Below are 19,653 nucleotides of genomic sequence, written 5' to 3' on the forward strand. Positions count from 1 at the left end.
CATTTGTCGCGTAAAATATATTTTTTAACATATTTATTTTTCTTATCACATATCTTGTAGCGAAAACAATGATTTTGTGAGTGTGCTCCTTAGGAAAGAGCACACTCTTTTTTCTTATCACATATTTCACATACAATCATATTTTACCTACGCATCCCCCTTTTTGATTCACCCTCGAACGGCAACACTACGCACAAATCTCGCACTCTATCGTACAACCTACGATCAAATACGCTTTCCAATCCGTCGATAGGAATGTTCGACGTGTAGACCGTTGGTAATCCGTTTGTTACCCGATGGTTTATCACCGCATGTAAACCTCCTCGAAATGCTTCGGTTGCACTACGTACTCCAATATCGTCTAGCACTACGAAAGGTGCCATCTTCGCATGACTACCTCGACGGTAGTATTCTTTCGCTGCTTTCTCTGACACTTCTTTCGGTATGTTTGACCGATTAAATTCGTTAAATAACGTTTGCCATTCGTTCACATCTAAAAAATATCCAGGTACCTGCAACGATTGCCTATTTCGCTGCAAACTACCGATGTAATGCCGTACGAGCCATTCGTTTAAAATTACGGCTGCTGTCGTCGTTTTCCCTGTGCCAGTTTCTTCGGAAAACAAATACATCGATTTGATCTTATCCTTCGGGTCTAACGACGCTTCCGCCTCAAATTGCCGTGAGAAAGTCGTTACTTGCGCATCGATAATCTTATAGACTTTCGGTTGAGACGCTCGTACAGGCGAATTTAGTAACGTTAAATGACGATATTCTTTCGGTAAGTTAGTCGCTGCCATACGTCCTCCATTACCGTTATGTCCATGTAGTGCGATGTACGAGGTACACTGTCGGTTACATGCTTCGCTTTTGTATAATGAACAATGATCGGATAGAATGCATTGCATTAAATCGTCACCTCTTTCCGGTCGATACGTTCCTTCTCAAACTTCACCTTATAATGCTCAATCACCGCGTCTGCATCCTCACTAGCTAATATTGCACCACATCTTCGAATATCTAACCCAATTCCATGAGGGCAGTTTTTGTAGCAATGTTCTTCAATCACTCCGATATACGGTAAATCCTGGTTTGGGCAATCGTAACAATACGTATCTAGCAATCTCGAAGTTTCTTGACGTGCTTTTTGACGTTGCTCTTTCGTATAGATTGACGGTCCATTCGGTGCTTGCTCTATAAAATGTGCTTCCGATCGGACTTGTCCGCTTCGTTCTTGTCCACATTTCGGACAGCCGTGCCCTCTTCGTAAATGTGAAAACAGTATCGTAAATAATTCGTTTGGATGGTGCGGACATTTATATCGCATTTTCGTTCTATCATTTACGTAATTATTTTCTAGTAACTTGTAACCTCGTGATTCAAACGTTTCTTTTACGAGTTCAAAAGAATGTCTACGTTTTAAAATCCCACAATATCGGCAACCACTACCGTTTCGTAATTCCGAATAGCTAATCGACAATTCTTTGTCAGGATGGTGCGGACATTTATATCGCATCTTTGCCGTTCCTATTACGTATTCAGTTTCCAATAGCTCGTAACCACGTTCTTCAAACTTCTCTTTCACTTGTTCAAACGTTAATTTAGGTCTTGCCATTTGTATCCCTCCATTCCTACTAATACATATCTCGTATTTTTCACGTTTCACTTGCACATTCTCGAAAAAAATAATTTATCCGGTTATAAATAATCGATAATTTCTTGAGTACTCACTTTAATATGTGTCTGATTTCGCGAAAAACGAGCCTCTTTTTTACGAATTTCTTCAAGAACTCTCGGCAACAACCTAGATCGCATATACGAATACATAAACGCAAAGTTTAATCCGGGATACTCCCGTGTCGACTTATAGTCGGCGAAACATGCGTCGATGAATAGTTTTGTTGCTCCCGGTTTATATTCGGCGATGAACGTCTTCAACATACGACCTTCCATCGCATAGCTGCGAGTGACATACGGAATTTTATAACGTTCCTCATGTACATGCTTTAGGTACTCACGGAATGTCGTTACGTTCCACTTTTCGATTGGTAGGTTGCGGAAATCTTTCGTTGATATACGGGGCATTGGTTCCCCTCCTCGTCAAATAATTGTGCGTGTAATTCCTCATTAGACGCCTGCCATAAATCTCGACCGTCTTCCGTTTTGAATACGTTGCGACGGATTAGCGCCTCGATGTAAACCTGCTTTCGTATGTCTTCGTTATGTGTGATTGCTGAGTACATTCGTTTGTTTATTCGGCCTCCTTCGCCTTCCAACTATGGATACAATTACCGCTAATAATTTCAGAAGATTCATGCTATCCTTCAGTTATCGAGCAGACATTACTCGACGCGTCTTCCTAACAGACGCATATACTCCATCCCTTTCGAATCTCTGTCCCCACAGAGGTTCTTTTTTTCTATTTTTTCGACATATATCGTTATGAATTTTCTCAATATGATACATATAGTCTTCGACCGACAAAAATGTTAATATATGGCTACACCTTTTCTTTTGACCTATATTCTTAGGTCTTTTTTTCTGACCGGTATCATATATCTGCGTTAGTTACCGCCTATCCTACCGATAACACTCCTTGTTATATACATTCGTAGATTCCTAGATTCTTATCTCGTTATTTGAGTGTAAAATTTACGTCAGTAACCTTTTGTAACCTTGCGTTCTTGTTGACGTTCAATGATTCCGGTTACACTTCCGATGCTACACTCGACTCTCCGCTTAACGCCTTTTAGCGTGTGCATGACCGACTGTAAAACCGCTTGATCGTCCTTTGCCTTACGACGTTCTTTACGAATACGTTTCAGTTCTTTCAACATGTAATTACCACGTGCTGTAGTGAACGTCTCAATTTCAATAGTATGTAAAATATCTTGCTGCGCTATATCCGTTTGTGACCTGCGTATATTCGTTTGTTGCATGTCGGACTCTAACGATTCTAGTTCCGATAGGATACGTTGTAATCGTTTCGTTACGTCTCTCACCGTAAATACCTCCTCTTAATTATCCTTTTATATTTTTCGTATTATGCTTTACATAAAACTTAGTACTTTTCTTTGTTTGTAAATCTATTTATCCTTATAAAGCATTAATCAAAACCTTACAACTTCACTTACGCTCGTTGTATCTCAGCATCTATTAGCGGAGTTCTTTTATAAAAGTAAGTACCGCAGGATATATTAATGATGGAAGGATATTTCGCTAGAAATAGACTTCAAGGTTTTAGCTCTTAATCTTTTTCTAGTTAAAAGATAGTTCTTGTTAAGAGTTAGTTCTTGTTAGTGTGAACTACAACCATGTGTGGAAGTCGCCATATGTGGTCATACGTCACATGGACTGATAGATTCCGGTTCATTTCCGAATATTGTTAGCTGACTAATAGGTAGAATCGTATATACCGTATTCTCCCACTGTTGTGTACGTTCGTGCCTGCGCCTTTCCTTAACGACTAAAGGCTTTCCATCCCAACGATATTCACATAGCTTTTTGATACGTCTATTCGCACTCTCACGACTTATATTTAATCGTTTTGCAATCATGTCTTGCGTTGGATAGCATTCTCCATCTTCGTCCATAAATGACGCTAACACACATAAAGTCGTCCATCTTTCAGGACCTAAGTCCGCTATTAAACCGGAGTGTACTGCGTCGACATACATCTTAAGAAAGATACGCGTCTCTCGCTTTCCACTCGTAATTGAATATTCTGTTTGGGCTTCGATTGATACTAAGTTGCTATTTTCGCTCACTGTACTCACCCATTTCCACCTCCGTGTAATGCCTTGTGAATGCCTTATACTATACATGACGCATCACTTTGGAAGGTCGCGCACTTTTTTTCGAAAAAATATAAAATAAATTACGTTTTTCTACTTTTTATACCCCTATACAATTTGTGTCCAAGAGTTTAAAATACTTGATATGGAAGCTATTATTTCAATAGTTAAAGCCTAATGGAGGTTTAATTATGAAAGGTAGCGTATTACAGGATAAAAAAAGAGGGACCTGGTATTTTTCTTTTGATATAGGGAAGGACCCGTTTACTGGAAAAAGAAGACAAATAAAAAGACGTGGATTTAAAACTGAAAAAGAGGCGGAGAATGCACTTATTAAAGTTCAGGCCGAAATGTTAAATGACGAGTTTCTTGATTTAACACAAATGTCCTACTCTAAATATCTCGATGAATGGTTTGAAGAAAGAAGGATTTACCTCCAGAAGTCAACCTATGAAATTCACTCTATTTATTGTGAGAACATCATTAAACCAAAACTTGGGCACTTCCAATTACAAAAAATCGAACCTATTCATATTCAAAAGTTTGTAAATAACTTAGCGAATGAAACAAATTATTCATCTCACACTATTCATTTAGTATTTCGAATAGTAAGCTCATCATTAAAAAAAGCTAAGACTATGAAATTAATTAAAGACAATCCTGCAACCGGCACGACATTACCGAAGCGACAACGTAAAGAAATGAACGTGTGGTCACTCGATCAAGTTAATTATTTTTTAACCGAATCTAAAACTATTAAGCGATTGACCCGCTGCTATATCGCATTTGCAATGTCTCTTCTTACTGGTATGCGACAAGGTGAAATAATGGGACTACGTTGGAAGGATATAGATTTCGAAAGAAATATCATTTACGTAAAACAAACATTAACACAAGCTGCCGAAATAAAAGTCGGGGCAAAAAACACATCAAGTGTACGATCAATTCACATCCCAAACAAGCTCGTCAATGAACTGAAAGGTTATCGTAAAACGGTTCTTGAAGAGCGTTTATATCACGGTAAAGATTACGAAGATAACGACTTAGTAATTTGTACACGTATTGGTAAACCGATGATTCCTCGTAATTTACGAAAAGAATTCTATAACTTAACGGAAAAACTCGGATTACCTAAAATACGATTCCATGACCTACGTCATACTCATGCGACTATGTTAATTCAGCAAAATGTTAACGTTAAATTAATTGCGGATCGTCTTGGCCATTCCGATATTGAAACGACACTTAATACGTACAGTCACGTTCTGCCTGACATGCAAAAATCGGTATCTGAAAAACTCGATAAAATTATGGATATATAAGCGACATGTTGCCACGTCTGTGTCCACAATTGATTTTACGTCTGTTAACCGTTGGCGATACGTGAATTTACGTACATTTTAAACATACATGCCTGAAGAAGGTATGGTTGAAGTAGGCGAACTAAAAATACACCAAGCATCACATGCCCGCTACTTTGAAGACTTCTTAAAATTCGTCGAATATGAACGCTCTATGCCTGAAATTATGAAAACACAGGTAATGGACATGGTATACGACCAAATTGAAGATGTATTTGAAGAAGGTACGGAAGAACGCGAACAATTCGACCAAGCGATGGAAGTATGGGCTGCTAGTCCGAAGCGGGAAATTATGGAACAATTTTCAACCGAAGAAGTAATGGAAGCTACCGCTCAAATCGTCGAGCATGCTCCTGAAGTGGAATTAAAACTAAAAGCCGATCATATCTCTGTGAAGGCTTTGCTTGCTGATTTCGGGGATCAAATACATATTGCGAAGGTAAATGACCGATATGTACTTATGATTGAAGCAGACACACTTACATTTGAAAAAGGCTTCTCTCCGATTGAGTTTCTGAAGCCAGATGAGCTGCAGGATGTGATTGAGCGGATTGAGAATAAGCAGCAGTATTCATTTGATCCGAGCGGTATTGAATAAAATGAAACTTTAATCAGTGGGGTTTTGTTCATCCCCCACTAATTATTACCCTCACCAATCGGGCTGTTACGGGATAAATACTTCCATATAACTGTTGTTACTGGGCGCTTATAATAAGCGCTCTTTTGTTTATATTAAAAACCGATTCTACTAAGAATCGATTTTTCTGCTTTATAATAAAACATGTTTATTTTCAAATTTTTTTGATGCAAGATGACATTTGTTGCAGAATCAAATACATCCCTTCCTTGTTATACAAGCTTATTTCCATTAGAAATATCTACTTCAATATTTCTAGTTGACCAAGACCTTCTATAAGTTGTTAAGATGCAAATTTCACTTTACTACCTCAAATTTATTGTACTCGTAAAAAGATAATTGAAAACGATATTCCGGATGTTCTCTCACCCAATCGTAGGCTTCTTCTAAAATTTCCATTTTGTTTTGCAAGTCATTAAGTTCACTACATTCGTCCCTTTTCTGTTTGCACAGAGGGCAGAATCCATTCACTATTTCCGCACTCGTCGCCCTAATAGTTTTACTTTCTAAATCAACTACTAGACGAAGAATAACAGAATGCTCTTCTTTTGTAGTCACCTTCATTTCAGCAATCCGATCCTCATTCCAAAAGACACCGTTTAATTCCATCTTTACTGTGACATCTTTAATATCCAAGTCTACCACTATCACACCTCCCTTGTACAAAACTCAATCTTACTCTTCTATTTTAAACTTTAATACACCACAACTTAAAGAGATATTAAGTTTTTTCCAATTCTTCTTTACTATGAAAGAAAGTGTAGTTAATGCTAATTGTGTGGTAAATATTATCCCAAAAACTAAAACAGTTAAAATGTTAAAGATCGTTTCCATTAAACTACACTCTTTTCTTTATATATATTTTTATTTTATTAATACGGTTTAAAACTCTTATTACGTCTTAACAATCCCAAAGCAATTATAATGCACAATCACAACAACAAGTTGATGCCTATTTAATATCAATACGCTGTTATTACATGTATGTAGTTAGAGGGGGAGGAGAAATTCATTTAACCTCTGTATTCTCCTCCATCTCAGCCAAATACCTAATCTGCCGTTCCGCTTTTCTCACTGCTGTACGAAAATGTTTTTTCAGGAGTTCCACTGTATTTTCACTTATATAATATCTTTCCGTTATACTTTCCCACGTGTCACCACTTTCAAATGTACTCCATTCAAAAGGGCGTTCTGTATTTTTCTTTAGTTCTTTAAAAACCCATTTTCGCATCTTTTTTTTCGCTTTTTCTGTTAGTTTTCCGTTTTTTACAAGTTCAAGTTCACCATGTCTTTTGTATCGCTTATTGATATCTCTCTCGCTATATACTTTAAGAAGTATATTTGCTGTATTTTCAGCATCTGCTAAAGCACGGTGCTGTTTTCCTTCCCACGTTAAAGCGAGCTGTTCTACCGCAAAGTGTAAACTTGGCGTATGTTCAAACAATTCCTCATATGCTTGGAAAACAAATTTTTGCAAATCAATTCTATTTTCTTTTTCTATACTTGGGCATTCAACACCATATAATGTACAATCATGAGATAGAAAGCGATAATCTTCTTTTCCCCATGAAACAAATATAGAACCTTCGCCGATGAACTGAATAAATTTCTCTATAATTTGAGGGAATTTTTCTACACCCATTAAATCTTTTTTCGTAATACCGGTTAATTTTGTTGTATGACGAGTTAATCGTGCACTTGGTTTTACTAACTCCGAAAATTCTTCAATTATCTTCATTGTACCTATTTCTATTTTTACAGCTCCGATATCAACTATTTCTGATGGATCTTCTGATTTATACGGTCTGAAATTCCTTTCAATATCAAACACAATGAAATGTGTAGCATTTTTCAATTTATTTACCTCTTTCTAAATTCCTTTTCACACAAACACTTTATTTTCAGTATTTATTTATTCATGTACTTTATACAAAAATACTCCGAATAAATAAATGAAAATTCAGTCTTGTTATGATATGTAAGTAGGAGGACATCTATAAAAATGCAAAAAAAAAGAAGGGCGAGCCCTTCTTTTTTCAAAAATTACTTCTTGTTTACGTTAGTAGCTTGAGGTCCACGGTTACCTTGTTCTACTTCGAAAGTAACTTCTTGACCTTCTTCTAAAGTTTTGAAGCCTTCGCCTTGGATAGCTGAGAAATGAACGAATACGTCTTCTCCGCCTTCAACTTCGATGAAACCGAAACCTTTTTCTGAGTTAAACCATTTTACTTTACCGTTTTGCATGAAAAAAATCCTCCTACAATGTACCTATATGTACATATTCATTTTCAACCACCTTACAATAATAAGCCAGATATTAAAAAACTGCAACCCCTGAGGAGATTTAACATTGCTATCCTCCTCGGAAGTTACAGCTCATTTAAATCTCTATATTATTAAAAGTAAAATGGTTTAAATATACTATATCATATCAATATAATAAAAGTAAAGTTTTTTTCTTAAATTATTTTTTGTTCCCACTGCATTGCTTTTAATTCACCTGATCCGGCTACTACATAACCATCTTTTTGATTAACAATGCGCCATCCGTGCCCTTTAACTGAATCACATACTGTAACAATACCTTCTTCAAGAAGCACACGGCACACACTACTAATCCCCGCCTTATTTTGCGTTGAAGTTGTATATAAAACATGTTGATCTACACTTAAGTCTAAATAACTACTTGCTTTCTGCTCACTTTGACATGTATGCCAATATATTTTTTCACTTGCAATACTTTCATCTATTTTACAATAAGAAATATTTCCGCTAACTCCCTTGCACGATCCACTTGCCACTACTAAATAAGAATTGTGTAAAGTCAACGCGGAGATCATTTGATTCATCGCAATTTTAATCCTCTTTAATTTACGTGTCTTCAAATCAAAGAGCCAAACACCACCATATTTAGCATGTATTTTCGTACCAATAAATAAGTAATGTTTATATAAAAATAATGATCGAATAGACGGTGCCGCACTGCCATACTCAAGAAACGGATGAATAGTTTCCCATGTCAAACCGAAATTATTAGAAAGATACAGCGTTTTTTCTCCATGAGCAACAACAGTTCCTTGTACATTGCTACATACATTCCAACTCGTTGCTTTTGTTGGAAAACGCTGAATTGTCCAGTTCTCTCCACCATTCATACTGCGAATAAAAATCCCTTCGTCACCTACACCATAAACTACATTATCTTCGCTATGTAAATCCCTAATTCGTTTTTGAAAACCATTTAAAATTCGTTTCCATTCTCCGTCTTGTTCAACAAATAAGCCATTATATGTAGTAGCTAACAACAGTTTTCCATCTCTTAACTTTGTAATAGCAGTTGCACTTAACATTGTCTCCACGTTGACACTCCCATTCTTAGAACTTCTCAGCAAATGCAATTGCAAAATTACTGCATTTTTCAACATCCTCTTCATCTTCTGGAGCTAATTCAATTTTCAGCCCTTCTTGTACAAGCTCTGCACCGCGTTCCACAAGACGTTCTTCAAATATCGTTACCGCTTCACAAAACAGTTCATACGCTGTATCACCCGATCCGAATACCGCTACCTTTTTCCCAGCTAAATCTATATTTTCTAAGTCATCATGAAAATCTTCCGCTTCAAATGGTAATTCACCATCGCCCCACGTATAAGATCCTAAAATGATTCCATCATAAGCTAATAATTCTTCAGCGTCCATGCCTTCCATTTCTTGCAATACTACTTCATGATCAAAAGCATCTAAACTAACTTTAATTAAATCAGCAATACTCTCTGTATTTCCTGACATACTTGCATAAGCTATTAAAATTTTTGCCACTTTGGCATCCCCCTCTAACAATAAATGATTCTCATTCTCATTATATTAATAATGAGAATCAATTTCAATTGATTTTTTCTACTTTTATTTACATTTCACATTACTTATTTCAAATAAGGTGAAACTTTAATCAGTGAGGGTATTCATCCCCCACCTAACTTCTTTGTTTCCGCTGAATTTTGAGGCGGGGGGCTTACTGCCCGGCAAATAGCGGGATAAAGTGAAAGTTTAATGAGTCCTCACCAATCAGGCTTTTTCAGACAACCCACAAAGAGCGGAATAAATAAAAAAGCACAGATGACTATACAATCATCTGTGCTTTTTTATTATTTTTTAAAAATACCAAAAGGCTTTCCTACTGGTAAAACAACTTTTCCGAAGTGTGTATTTAACACTGCTGCAGCTGAACCGTAGAAAGATAATAATGAAATAAGAAGTTCAGAATATGCTGCTAAATTATGCATTGCATGCGGCATAACACCTAAAGTACTTAATGAAAGACCGATAAATAAGAAATCAATAAGGACGAAAATCATAAATAATACTTTATGTGTTTCCATTGCACCAATTGTCATAAAGATTGTGAAAATCAAATATCCGATAAAGGCTACACCAAGCTGTTTTGAATCTGCAGCTTGTGCTAATTTTTCGCCAAATACTCCAAGTTGAATTAACCAAGTCATTCCAACACCTAGCCAAAATAGACCGTACGCACCGAATGCTGTTGTACCGAATGTATTGTTATGCTTTGCATCATGAATGCAAGCAAAGATTTGTGCAAATCCTCCTAAAAAGATTGCCCACGGTAATACAAGTGAAACGCCATCTGTTAAGCCTAACTTTTGAGATGATGCTACAAGTGTTACCATCGCTAATCCAAATAGACCAATTCCAGATGGATCCGCTGTTGTCATTTTCACATGATGTGTAGTAGTTTGATTGCTCATATAAACCTCCTGATTATAAACATACTCGAATACAATACTTAAATCAGAAGACTATGTCAATGTTTTTTTTTGTATGTTGTCAGACGTTATATTTTATAATGATTAAATATATTTCTGACCACTTCATAAGGTTTTATATTCACTTTTTCCAACTCGTTTATCGGTAGCCATAACGGAATATAATTTCCCCTACCTTCCAGCTGAAATTCCTCAGCTGTTCCGCTTCCGAACACTCCGCCTGTAATATAGGCAGCATAATAATATTCATTTCCTTTATATTTTACCTTTGCAATAAGGTGCTCCACTTGTATATGTACCCCTAATTCTTCGTATACCTCTCTTTTCGTTGCCTCTTCAGGCGTTTCACCTTCCTCAATCCCTCCGCCAGGAAAAACATAATATCTTTCCTCTTCTCGAATACGTTTTATAAGAGCGATTTTTCCTTCCTGTACAATGATAGCGGCTCCGCGATTTCTTATCATTTTATTACCTCAATACGAATCGCAACTGTTCCCCACTCTTTTTCTTGTTCTTTCGTATATATTTTGTATGTACTTTCTAACATTTCCTCTAAACTATCATTTTCACAATCCAATAATTTTTTATCGATTTGTTCATATATAGCTTTAAAGCTCTCGTATCGCTTTATTTCCTTTACTTTTACCGTCATCATTTCTGTTGTCTTAAGATTCGTAAATACGATTTCATCGTCTTTGTTTATTAGTTGACGTTTTTTATCGTATAGGCGTACTTCATATACTTTTTTCCCTGATCGAATTGACTGAAACGGTTTATTATATAAACCCATTTCGTATCGCATACATCCCACTCCCTTTTGTTCATTTCACCTATTAATACAGTTCACATTACTACATCTTGCATATAATATTCCATACGTATCACTTAATTGAGAAAGGAGGCTGAAGAAGCATGTTATATTTAAATCAAAAACCTGAATATAATAAATATGATATTGGTGATTATACTTATAGTAAAGTAGGGCCAACCATTTTTTCTTGGAACGATGAAACAAAATTGAAAATAGGTAAGTTTTGTTCATTAGCAGAAGAAGTCGTTTTCATACTTGGCGGTGAACATCGCGCAGACTGGATAACAACTTATCCATTTAATGCACTTTTTGATGAAGGAGCACATATTACTGGTCACCCTTCTTCAAAAGGTGATATCGTAGTTGGCAATGATGTATGGATTGGTTATCAATCCTGCATTTTATCTGGTGTTACAATTGGTAACGGTGCCATTATTGGTGCAAAAAGTGTTGTTACAAAAGACGTCCCTCCATATGCAATTGTGGCTGGTAATCCAGCAAAATTTATTCGATATCGTTTCCCGCAAGAAACAATTGACAAACTAGAGAATCTTGCATGGTGGGACTGGGACATTTCTGTTATAAAAGGAGCTATTCCATTACTACTTTCCGACAAAATCGACGAATTTTTCACCTCGCCCGAAAATGAATCTATATGATTAAAACAGAAAGAGCATCCAATTATTTTTCAGGATGCTCTTTCTGTTTTTATTTTTTATGTCCATGCAAATGATTACACGGAGAACATTGAAATGGAATCTTATCTAAGCAATTAAAGTTTGTTTCGCAAATTTGTTCAATCGTTGGAACAAATGGAATGACAACTATGTTACTTTCTACTATTTGTGTAACAGGTGGCAATACTGTGCCTACTTGATGTTCAAAACGAATACTCGCTTGATTTATATAATTTCCTGAACCATTTGGCGCGCTCTGTACTGCTACTTGGAACGAAACTGTCCTTGCTTCACCAGGATTTAAACTTCCGATAAGAAACCCTACTGCCGGGCTTACATTCGGCACTGGCGTATTATCAACCGTTACACTTCCAGGAACAAATCGAACACTACTATCTAACATATCTTGAAAACGAATATTTTGCATTACAGTATCACCCGTATTTGTGATGACTGTCGCAAACGTAATGACATCTCCAATTGTTGCTACCTGTAAATCTGCCGTTTTTACGACTGTCGTTGAGACATTTTGAGGAATAAACGGGATAACAACTGTATTACTATCACCTTCAACTACTACTGGCGGCTCATTCGGATTTACAGTTGCAAGCCCATTCGCTGTAGCAGTATTTGTAACTAAATTATTTACTTGCCCTCCTATTATTACAACTTGGAAATTAATAATTGCTGCATCATTTGGCTGAAAATCACCTAACGGAATACCAGTATTCGGATTAGCAAATGGAAGAGGTACATCATTTACCGTTACCGTACCATTTATAAATAGCGTATTCGGATCAATGATATCTGTTAACACAATATTGGTCACAGGAACTGTACTATCATTTATAACAGCGATTCCGTAAGTGACAACATCCCCTATCATTGCTACTTCAAAGTTTGCTCCTTTTGCAACAAATAAGATTGCAGTATTTACCGTCACTATAACTGTATTGCTTGTATCCATCACTGTAACTGGCGGCTCCCCTGGTACTAAAATATATTCTGCTAACGCCCCAGCAACGTTCACTACTGTACCACCATCCGGAAAACTTGTAATCGTAGCTTCATATGTTACAAGTGACGTCTCACCAACTGGTATATCAGGTATCGTAAATCCAATCTGCGGATTTAACCCCGGTTGCGGAACCCCATTTATCGTTACACTATTTGGAACGAAATCAGCTTCCTGAGATAGCACATCGATAAATTGAACATTCATTGCATCAGCAGTACCAGTATTTAATATACGAACAGTATACGTTACCGTTTCTCCTACACCAACAACTGAATCGTCTACTTCTTTTAGCATATCTAAGCTACCTCTATTTACCGGCGTAACCGTCGTATTACTTGAATTGGTAATTGTAGACGGAGGTTCTCCTGGAATCAATTCGAAATCACCCGTTACTCTTGCTGTATTCATAATGCTACTAGAAGGCGGAACTGCGATTACATTTACTTCAAATGTAATTAATACACTATCCCCCTACTGCAAGATCAGGCAATGCAAAGCCTACAAATGGATCTAAACCTACTTGCGGAATCCCATTTATTTGTACACTTCCAGGAACGAATTCTAAACTAGGTGATGGAACATCGATAAACTGAACATTCGTTGCTGTTACCGTTCCCGTATTTGTAACTTGCACACTATACGTTAACGTATCTCCTAATCGTGTCGCTTCTTTATTTACAGATTTTATAACGCTGAATCGTCCTCTATTCACTCTAGTTATCGTCGTATTACTCGGCTCTGTTACTACAATTGGTGGTTCTCCTGGCACTAAAGTAAAGCTTCCTGTTATATTTGCAACGTTCGTAATTGTTCCTGATGACGGGATGTTTGTAACTGTCGCTTGAAACGTCACTATAACTGTTTCACCAACTGGGATATCTCCAACTCCAAATCCAGTAATCGGATTTAAGTTTGGTTGCGAGGCTCCATTTATCGTTACACTATTTGGTACAAATGACGCCCCTGCTGAAATGGTATCAACAAACTGAACAGCATTAGCTGTTACTGTTCCAGTATTTGTTATTTGAACCGTATACGTTAATATATCTCCAACGAGAGTAGCAACCCTATTTACTTGTTTAATAACATTAAATTGCCCTCTATTTACAGTTGTAAGTGTTGTATTGCTCGGCTCTGTTACTATAACTGGTGGTTCTCCTGGTACTAATACAAAACTTCCAGTTACATTTGCCGTATTGGCAATTGTTCCGTTTGATGGCGCACTAACAACGGTTACTTGGAAGATGACTTCTACACTTTCACCTGGGTTTATATCTGGAAGCGGGAATCCATTATTCGGATTGAATCCAGGTTGTAACACACCGTCTATCGTTACAGTGTTCGGCACGAATGCTATAGAGGAAGGTAATACATCACTATATTGAATATTCGTTGCTGGCACTGTTCCTGTATTTTGAACTACTGTTGTATATGTGATTGTATCGCCTACTGCAACAACCGGCTGACTCACTGATTTTAAAACATTCAAACCAGGCTCATTGATTTCTGTTAATGTCGTATTACTTGTCGTTGTTTCCGTAATAGGCGGTTCTGTTTCACTTACAGCAAATGTAGCTGTAACGTCTACAAAATTAACAATCGTTCCACCTTCTGGTATGCTTGTAACCACTTCCTGATATGTGACAAGTACAAAGTCATCGACAGGTATATCTGGAACTGTAAAACCAATGAAAGGATCTAATCCTGGTGCTGGTACCCCGTTTATGCTCACACTTCCTGGTACAAATGCTACACCCGCGGAAGTAGTATCGATAAATTGAACATTCGTCGCTGGCACTGTTCCGAAATTAAAAATCAATACATCATACGTTAATATTTCTCCTACCGTCGCTACTTCTTTATCTACTAGTTTCAATGGAAAAATAAACGCTATATTAATTGTCGTAACGACTAAATTTGTTAATATCGTTTCCGTAATCGGTGGTTCCTGCGGATTTGGTTGTGAAGTAAATGTAACATCTGCATCATTTAATATGACTTCATTATCTGGAATTTCTGTAATCGTCACTTGGAATGTGACCTCAATACTTCCACCAGCGATTAATAATGGAGTAACTGTAAATCCTATTTCTGGATTTAAATCAAGTTGCTGCACTCCACCTATCGTTACACTATTGTCAACAAACGTCGTTCCTTCTGGTATGACATCTTGGAAGAACACATCTGTAACAGGGATAATTCCTACGTTTGAAATGAGCACAGTATACGTTAATACATCCCCAACGGCCCCAGTTGCAACATCAACTGTCTTTGTTGCAGTTACTTCACCAGGAGGTAACGGTATTGTAACTACCGTTGTATTACTTGAATTCGTTGTTGTTACAGGTGGCTGTAAAGGATTTAATAAGAAAGTGGCTGTAGCAGATGCTGTATTTAATACTGCTCCACGTGTAGACGGTGCAACTACCGTAACTTGGAACGTTACTGTCAATGATGTTCCAGCTGCAATATTAGGAAGCGGGAAACCAACATTTGGGTCAAATCCAGGTTGTGGCGTTCCATTTATCGTTACACTATTTGCTACAAAAGTTGTTTCTAAAGCAATTGGATCAAGGAAAGAGACATTCGTTGCTGTTACTGTACCGTTATTTCGAATAACAACAGAATACGTGTAAGTTTCTCCAAGTGCTGCTTGTTGTACAGATGAAGATTTTTGTATATTTAACTGTGCTGTGTTTACTTGCGTCACTACAAAATTACTATTTGTAACAGTCGTTATTGGAGGGTTTGCTGGATTTATAAGAAAACTTGCAGTAACGTTTGATTGGTTTCTTATATTTCCACCGCTCGGAACACTCGTCACTGTAACTTGAAACGTAATCGTAGCCGTTTGCCCGACCGGAATATTTGGTACCGGGAAACCTAGCATAGGATCCGCGCCTTGCTGTACGACTCCATTTATCGTCACACTATTTGCTACAAAGGCAGTACCAGACGGAATTGGATCTTGAAAAACAATATTCGTTGCAGGAACAGTTCCTGTATTTTGAATAAGAATCGTATACGTTAACGTATCTCCTACACCGGCTTGTAGTGTATTTACACTCTTCATTACATTAAGTGATCCTACATTCACTCGCGTCACAACAATATTACTAATCGTTACAATTGTAATTGGTGGCTGGAGAGGACTTACTTGGAAATCAGCAGTGACATTCGCATTATTCGGAAGAACTCTATTTGGTGGTACACTCGTGATTGTCACTTGAAAAGTGACCGTCACCATTCCTCCTACTGGAATATTAGCAAGTGGAAATCCAGTTGTCGGGTTTAAACCTGGTTGAGGTGTCCCGTTTATTGTTACACTATTCGCTACAAAAGTGGTTCCAACTGGAATCGGATCAAGGAATGATACATTTGTCGCTGTCACCGTTCCACTATTTTGTATACGAACTGTATACGTTAACGTATCTCCTACACCGGCTTCAGTAGCACTTACACTTTTCATTACATTTAACCCTGAAGAATTCACGATCGTCATAACAGTATTACTTGGTACTGTTACAGTAATCGGCGGCTCTGTTGGATTTACAAGGAAATCTCCAGTTACATTCGCATTATTTACAACATTATTTCCTTGGGGAATTTCATCAATTAATACTTCAAATGTAACAATAACACTGGCGCCAGTAGGCAAATTATTTAATGGGAATCCAAGTTCTGGATCTGCCCCTTCTTGTAAAACACCATTCACAACTACACTATTTTCAATAAATAATGTCCCTTGGGGAATTGAATCTTGGAAAAATACATTCGTAGCTGGTACACTACCTGCATTTATGACTTCTATTGTATATACTAAAATATCCCCTACTGTTGCAACATCCGTATTGACTGCTTTCACAACTTCAAAGTTTCCTGATTGTACTGTCGTATTCACAACATTACTCGGTACATTGATTGTTACTGGTGGTTCATTCGGATTCACTTGAAAGCTTGCTGTTACATTTGCTTGATTTAAAATATCTTCATTTTCTGGATTCTGTACAATTACTACGTCAAATGTGACTACAACCGTTTGAGCCGCAGGAATATTCGGAAGAGAGAATCCTGTATTCGGATTTAGTCCACTTTGCTGTACTCCATTAATTGTTACAGAATTTGCAACAAATGAAACAGCAGAAGAAATAGGGTCTTGGAAAAATACATTTGTTAACGGAACATTCCCTGTATTTTGAACGGCAATTGTGTATGTTAAAGTGTCTCCTACTGCCGCTTGCGTTGTATTCACTTCTTTTATTACATTTAAACCGCCTGTATTAACTTGTGTCACAACTGTATTCGTTTGTCTATTAATCGTTATTGGTGGCTGATTTGGAATAACGACGAAATTAGCAGTTACATTTCCGCGATTCGCAATTGTGCCTCCTGATGGCGTTGATGTCACTCGTACTTGAAAAGTCACTGTCCTACTTCCGCCGGGAGATATATTTGCTACTGTAAACCCAGTCGCTGGATTTACCCCAGGTTGTGAAACCCCATCCACAGTCACACTATTTGCTATAAATGTCGTTCCAATTGGTATTGGATCTTGAAAAATAACGTTCGTTGCAAGTACATTTCCTGTATTTTGAATTGTTACCGTGTACGTAAGAACATCGTTAACCGTTGCAAAAGCTCTATCCACTGTTTTTCTCGTTGTTATATCAGCTATATTAATTGTCGTAACTACAGTATTACTTGTCGCTTGCCCTGAAACTGGTTGTTGACCAGGCACTGGAGTAAAGGTAAATGTTGCACTTGCACGGTTTGGAATTGGATTGACAAGAGGGTTCGATGTTACTCGAACTTGAAAGCGCACTACAGTCGTTTGCGAAGCATTAATACTTCCTAGATTAATACTACTTGCTGGATTCGCTCCTGGACGCGCTACTCCATTTACCGTAACGCTATTTGCGACAAATGTTGTTCCAGCAGGGATACTATCAACAAAAATAACATTGCTCGCAGTGACATTTCCATTATTTGTGATATTAACTGTGTACGTTAATACATCATTAAGCGTTGCCGTCTGTAAATCTACAGATTTCTGCATACTTATAGTTGCTTGATTCACTGTCGTTTGTACTGTGTTTGAAGAAGACGTACTTGTAATAGGAGGACTACCAACGAAAGGACGAAATTGATATGACACCATTGCACGATTTAAAATAGGATTGGGATTCGGGAATGATATTATTCGAACTTGAAATGTAACAATTCTTTGCGTGTTATTTGGGATTGTACCTAAATTAATTCCATTAGAAGGGTTTGCATTCGGCTGTGTTACTCCCCCTACCGTAACACTACCTGCAACAAACGTCGTTCCGTTCGGAATACTATCACGTAATACAACGTTTTCTGCACTTCCTGTTCCTGTATTTGGGACCGTAATCGTATAAGTGAGAATATCCCCTACCCCTGCGACTGTTCTATTAACTGATTTAACAGGATTAATAATTGGACCTGTTGCATCAATTTGAACACCAAAACCAGCTGCTGCATATCCATCTCCATTTGTAACAAATCGAACCGTTGCTGATGTTTGATTGTTTACTAAAGATGAGGAGGCATCTACATTCGTAATATCCCACCCTTGTCTTCGGACGGCCAAAGCTACCCCTAACGGCTGATTCAAATCTCCAAACGTGCCGCTCGTATCTAAATTTCCACTATCATTACAAATTTGTGACTGAAAGAAATTATTCGCAGGATTTCTCGGTCCGAATAATGCAACTGTAGCATTTGCATTCGGCCCAAAGCGAAGTTGATCTCCAACAATGTTAGAATCACCTTCTTGAGCAGTTACGAGCACTCTTCCTGTAACAGCTCCTGTTGCCGGCGTAGCAAAACCTGAAATTGTAGCATCAACTGGCGGGGATGAAGCATCGATAATTTCTTGACCTGCATATACTGACAAATTTCGAAGTGGTAAACTTGCATTTTGATACACAACCTCAAGCGTCCATCCAGCTGAACGACTGATTGTCGGGTCGGCTGAAGTTCTTGCAGCTGGCACGGCACCTGTAGTATATGTGCCTGCTCCACCTGCACTAACAAGATTCGTTACATTGGCAGAGCGAGCATAATAAAACTGGTTTCCTACTGAACCTTGCTGCGCGGTAGCAGGATCTGGCGTAACAGAAAACGTCCCTGCTGGCGTTGTAAATGTAATGTTATCATTTAAAAATGGTAAAACATCTTCCGTATCAGTCCGGAAAGTACCAGCCCAAACTAATTCTGCATATAACACACTGCTTCCCGCTGGAATATTTAAAATTGCACTTGAAGAATTCAATTGCCACTCATCTGTTGTCCCCGCTGGGAATCCTGGTACTTGCAATGCTGTATTTACTGTCGTAAACACAGCAAGTGTACCAAAAATATTACCTGGTGCAGGTGATGTAGGGCTAAGTCCCAGCGTATTCCCAGTAAACGTGACGGCACCAGGTACTGTTGTCGTAAACCTATTTATAAAAGGCACACAATCATCTCATTTCAATTATAGTAAAAAGTGCTCTATACTATAAAATGTAGACAAACTATACAATGTACGTTGTCCAACAAAATT

General features: G+C 37.6%; 16 protein-coding genes and 2 pseudogenes. 3 read left to right on the forward strand and 15 right to left on the reverse strand.

The features are described 5' to 3' along the window. Window positions 1-143: 143 nt before the first annotated feature. The 6 genes from AC3WVZ_RS16145 to AC3WVZ_RS16170 form a co-directional block, all read right to left on the reverse strand. Window positions 144-908, reverse strand: coding sequence for a P-loop NTPase family protein (locus tag AC3WVZ_RS16145; protein ID WP_233935136.1), 765 nt, complete (start codon window positions 906-908; stop codon window positions 144-146). Then, on the reverse strand, window positions 908-1,615 hold the full coding sequence (locus AC3WVZ_RS16150) for a DUF723 domain-containing protein (RefSeq protein ID WP_233935138.1): 708 nt from the start codon (window positions 1,613-1,615) through the stop codon (window positions 908-910). The genes AC3WVZ_RS16145 and AC3WVZ_RS16150 overlap by 1 nt, the downstream gene beginning before the upstream one ends. A gap of 83 nt (window positions 1,616-1,698) precedes the next feature. Next, on the reverse strand, window positions 1,699-2,085 hold the full coding sequence (locus tag AC3WVZ_RS16155) for a hypothetical protein (protein WP_233935140.1): 387 nt from the start codon (window positions 2,083-2,085) through the stop codon (window positions 1,699-1,701). Beyond that, window positions 2,028-2,243 (reverse strand): Fur-regulated basic protein FbpA, encoded by a 216-nt coding sequence (fbpA, locus tag AC3WVZ_RS16160; RefSeq protein ID WP_233936583.1) that lies wholly within the window; start codon window positions 2,241-2,243, stop codon window positions 2,028-2,030. Before fbpA ends, AC3WVZ_RS16155 begins: the two co-directional genes overlap by 58 nt. Before the next feature lie 414 nt (window positions 2,244-2,657). Next, window positions 2,658-3,002: a hypothetical protein gene (locus AC3WVZ_RS16165; RefSeq protein WP_233935141.1), complete on the reverse strand. Its 345-nt coding sequence runs from the start codon at window positions 3,000-3,002 to the stop codon at window positions 2,658-2,660. Window positions 3,003-3,338: 336 nt separating this feature from the next. Beyond that, entirely contained in the window at window positions 3,339-3,776 is a 438-nt protein-coding gene (locus tag AC3WVZ_RS16170) for a helix-turn-helix domain-containing protein (protein WP_000108901.1), read from the reverse strand. Window positions 3,777-3,985: 209 nt separating this feature from the next. On the opposite strand from AC3WVZ_RS16170, the gene AC3WVZ_RS16175 reads away from it, so the two are divergent. Both AC3WVZ_RS16175 and AC3WVZ_RS16180 read left to right on the forward strand, forming a co-directional pair. Continuing rightward, window positions 3,986-5,116: a site-specific integrase gene (locus AC3WVZ_RS16175; protein WP_233935143.1), complete on the forward strand. Its 1,131-nt coding sequence runs from the start codon at window positions 3,986-3,988 to the stop codon at window positions 5,114-5,116. Between the two features lie 85 nt (window positions 5,117-5,201). Beyond that, window positions 5,202-5,753 (forward strand): annotated as a pseudogene (locus AC3WVZ_RS16180) (DUF3900 domain-containing protein); the annotation flags it as partial. Window positions 5,754-6,089: 336 nt separating this feature from the next. Here AC3WVZ_RS16180 and AC3WVZ_RS16185 read toward each other — a convergent pair. The 8 genes from AC3WVZ_RS16185 to AC3WVZ_RS16220 all read right to left on the reverse strand — a co-directional run bounded on the left by AC3WVZ_RS16185 (window position 6,090) and on the right by AC3WVZ_RS16220 (window position 11,378). Further along, window positions 6,090-6,437 (reverse strand): hypothetical protein, encoded by a 348-nt coding sequence (locus AC3WVZ_RS16185; protein ID WP_000227983.1) that lies wholly within the window; start codon window positions 6,435-6,437, stop codon window positions 6,090-6,092. 364 nt (window positions 6,438-6,801) lie between these two features. After that, entirely contained in the window at window positions 6,802-7,647 is an 846-nt protein-coding gene (locus AC3WVZ_RS16190) for an exonuclease (protein WP_065211554.1), read from the reverse strand. Window positions 7,648-7,835: 188 nt separating this feature from the next. Next, entirely contained in the window at window positions 7,836-8,036 is a 201-nt protein-coding gene (gene cspB / locus AC3WVZ_RS16195; RefSeq protein WP_001179150.1) for a cold shock-like protein CspB, read from the reverse strand. A 215-nt stretch (window positions 8,037-8,251) separates the two neighbouring features. Then, window positions 8,252-9,151, reverse strand: a complete 900-nt coding sequence (locus AC3WVZ_RS16200; protein ID WP_063220826.1) for a WD40/YVTN/BNR-like repeat-containing protein — start codon at window positions 9,149-9,151, stop codon at window positions 8,252-8,254. A 16-nt stretch (window positions 9,152-9,167) separates the two neighbouring features. Beyond that, window positions 9,168-9,611 (reverse strand): flavodoxin, encoded by a 444-nt coding sequence (locus AC3WVZ_RS16205; RefSeq protein ID WP_001062752.1) that lies wholly within the window; start codon window positions 9,609-9,611, stop codon window positions 9,168-9,170. Window positions 9,612-9,937: 326 nt separating this feature from the next. After that, window positions 9,938-10,558, reverse strand: coding sequence for an acetate uptake transporter (locus AC3WVZ_RS16210; RefSeq protein WP_000070938.1), 621 nt, complete (start codon window positions 10,556-10,558; stop codon window positions 9,938-9,940). An 86-nt stretch (window positions 10,559-10,644) separates the two neighbouring features. Then, window positions 10,645-11,040: an NUDIX hydrolase gene (locus AC3WVZ_RS16215; protein WP_000620822.1), complete on the reverse strand. Its 396-nt coding sequence runs from the start codon at window positions 11,038-11,040 to the stop codon at window positions 10,645-10,647. Further along, window positions 11,037-11,378, reverse strand: coding sequence for an ASCH domain-containing protein (locus AC3WVZ_RS16220; RefSeq protein ID WP_063220825.1), 342 nt, complete (start codon window positions 11,376-11,378; stop codon window positions 11,037-11,039). The genes AC3WVZ_RS16215 and AC3WVZ_RS16220 overlap by 4 nt, the downstream gene beginning before the upstream one ends. Before the next feature lie 110 nt (window positions 11,379-11,488). Here AC3WVZ_RS16220 and AC3WVZ_RS16225 point away from each other — a divergent pair, with 110 nt between their 5' ends. After that, window positions 11,489-12,046: a CatB-related O-acetyltransferase gene (locus AC3WVZ_RS16225; protein WP_000966303.1), complete on the forward strand. Its 558-nt coding sequence runs from the start codon at window positions 11,489-11,491 to the stop codon at window positions 12,044-12,046. Between the two features lie 49 nt (window positions 12,047-12,095). Here the strand turns inward: AC3WVZ_RS16225 and AC3WVZ_RS16230 are convergent. Then, window positions 12,096-19,566: pseudogene (locus tag AC3WVZ_RS16230) on the reverse strand (DUF7507 domain-containing protein). Window positions 19,567-19,653: the final 87 nt, after the last annotated feature.

This window comes from Bacillus sp. CPT56D-587-MTF (genome assembly GCF_058792335.1).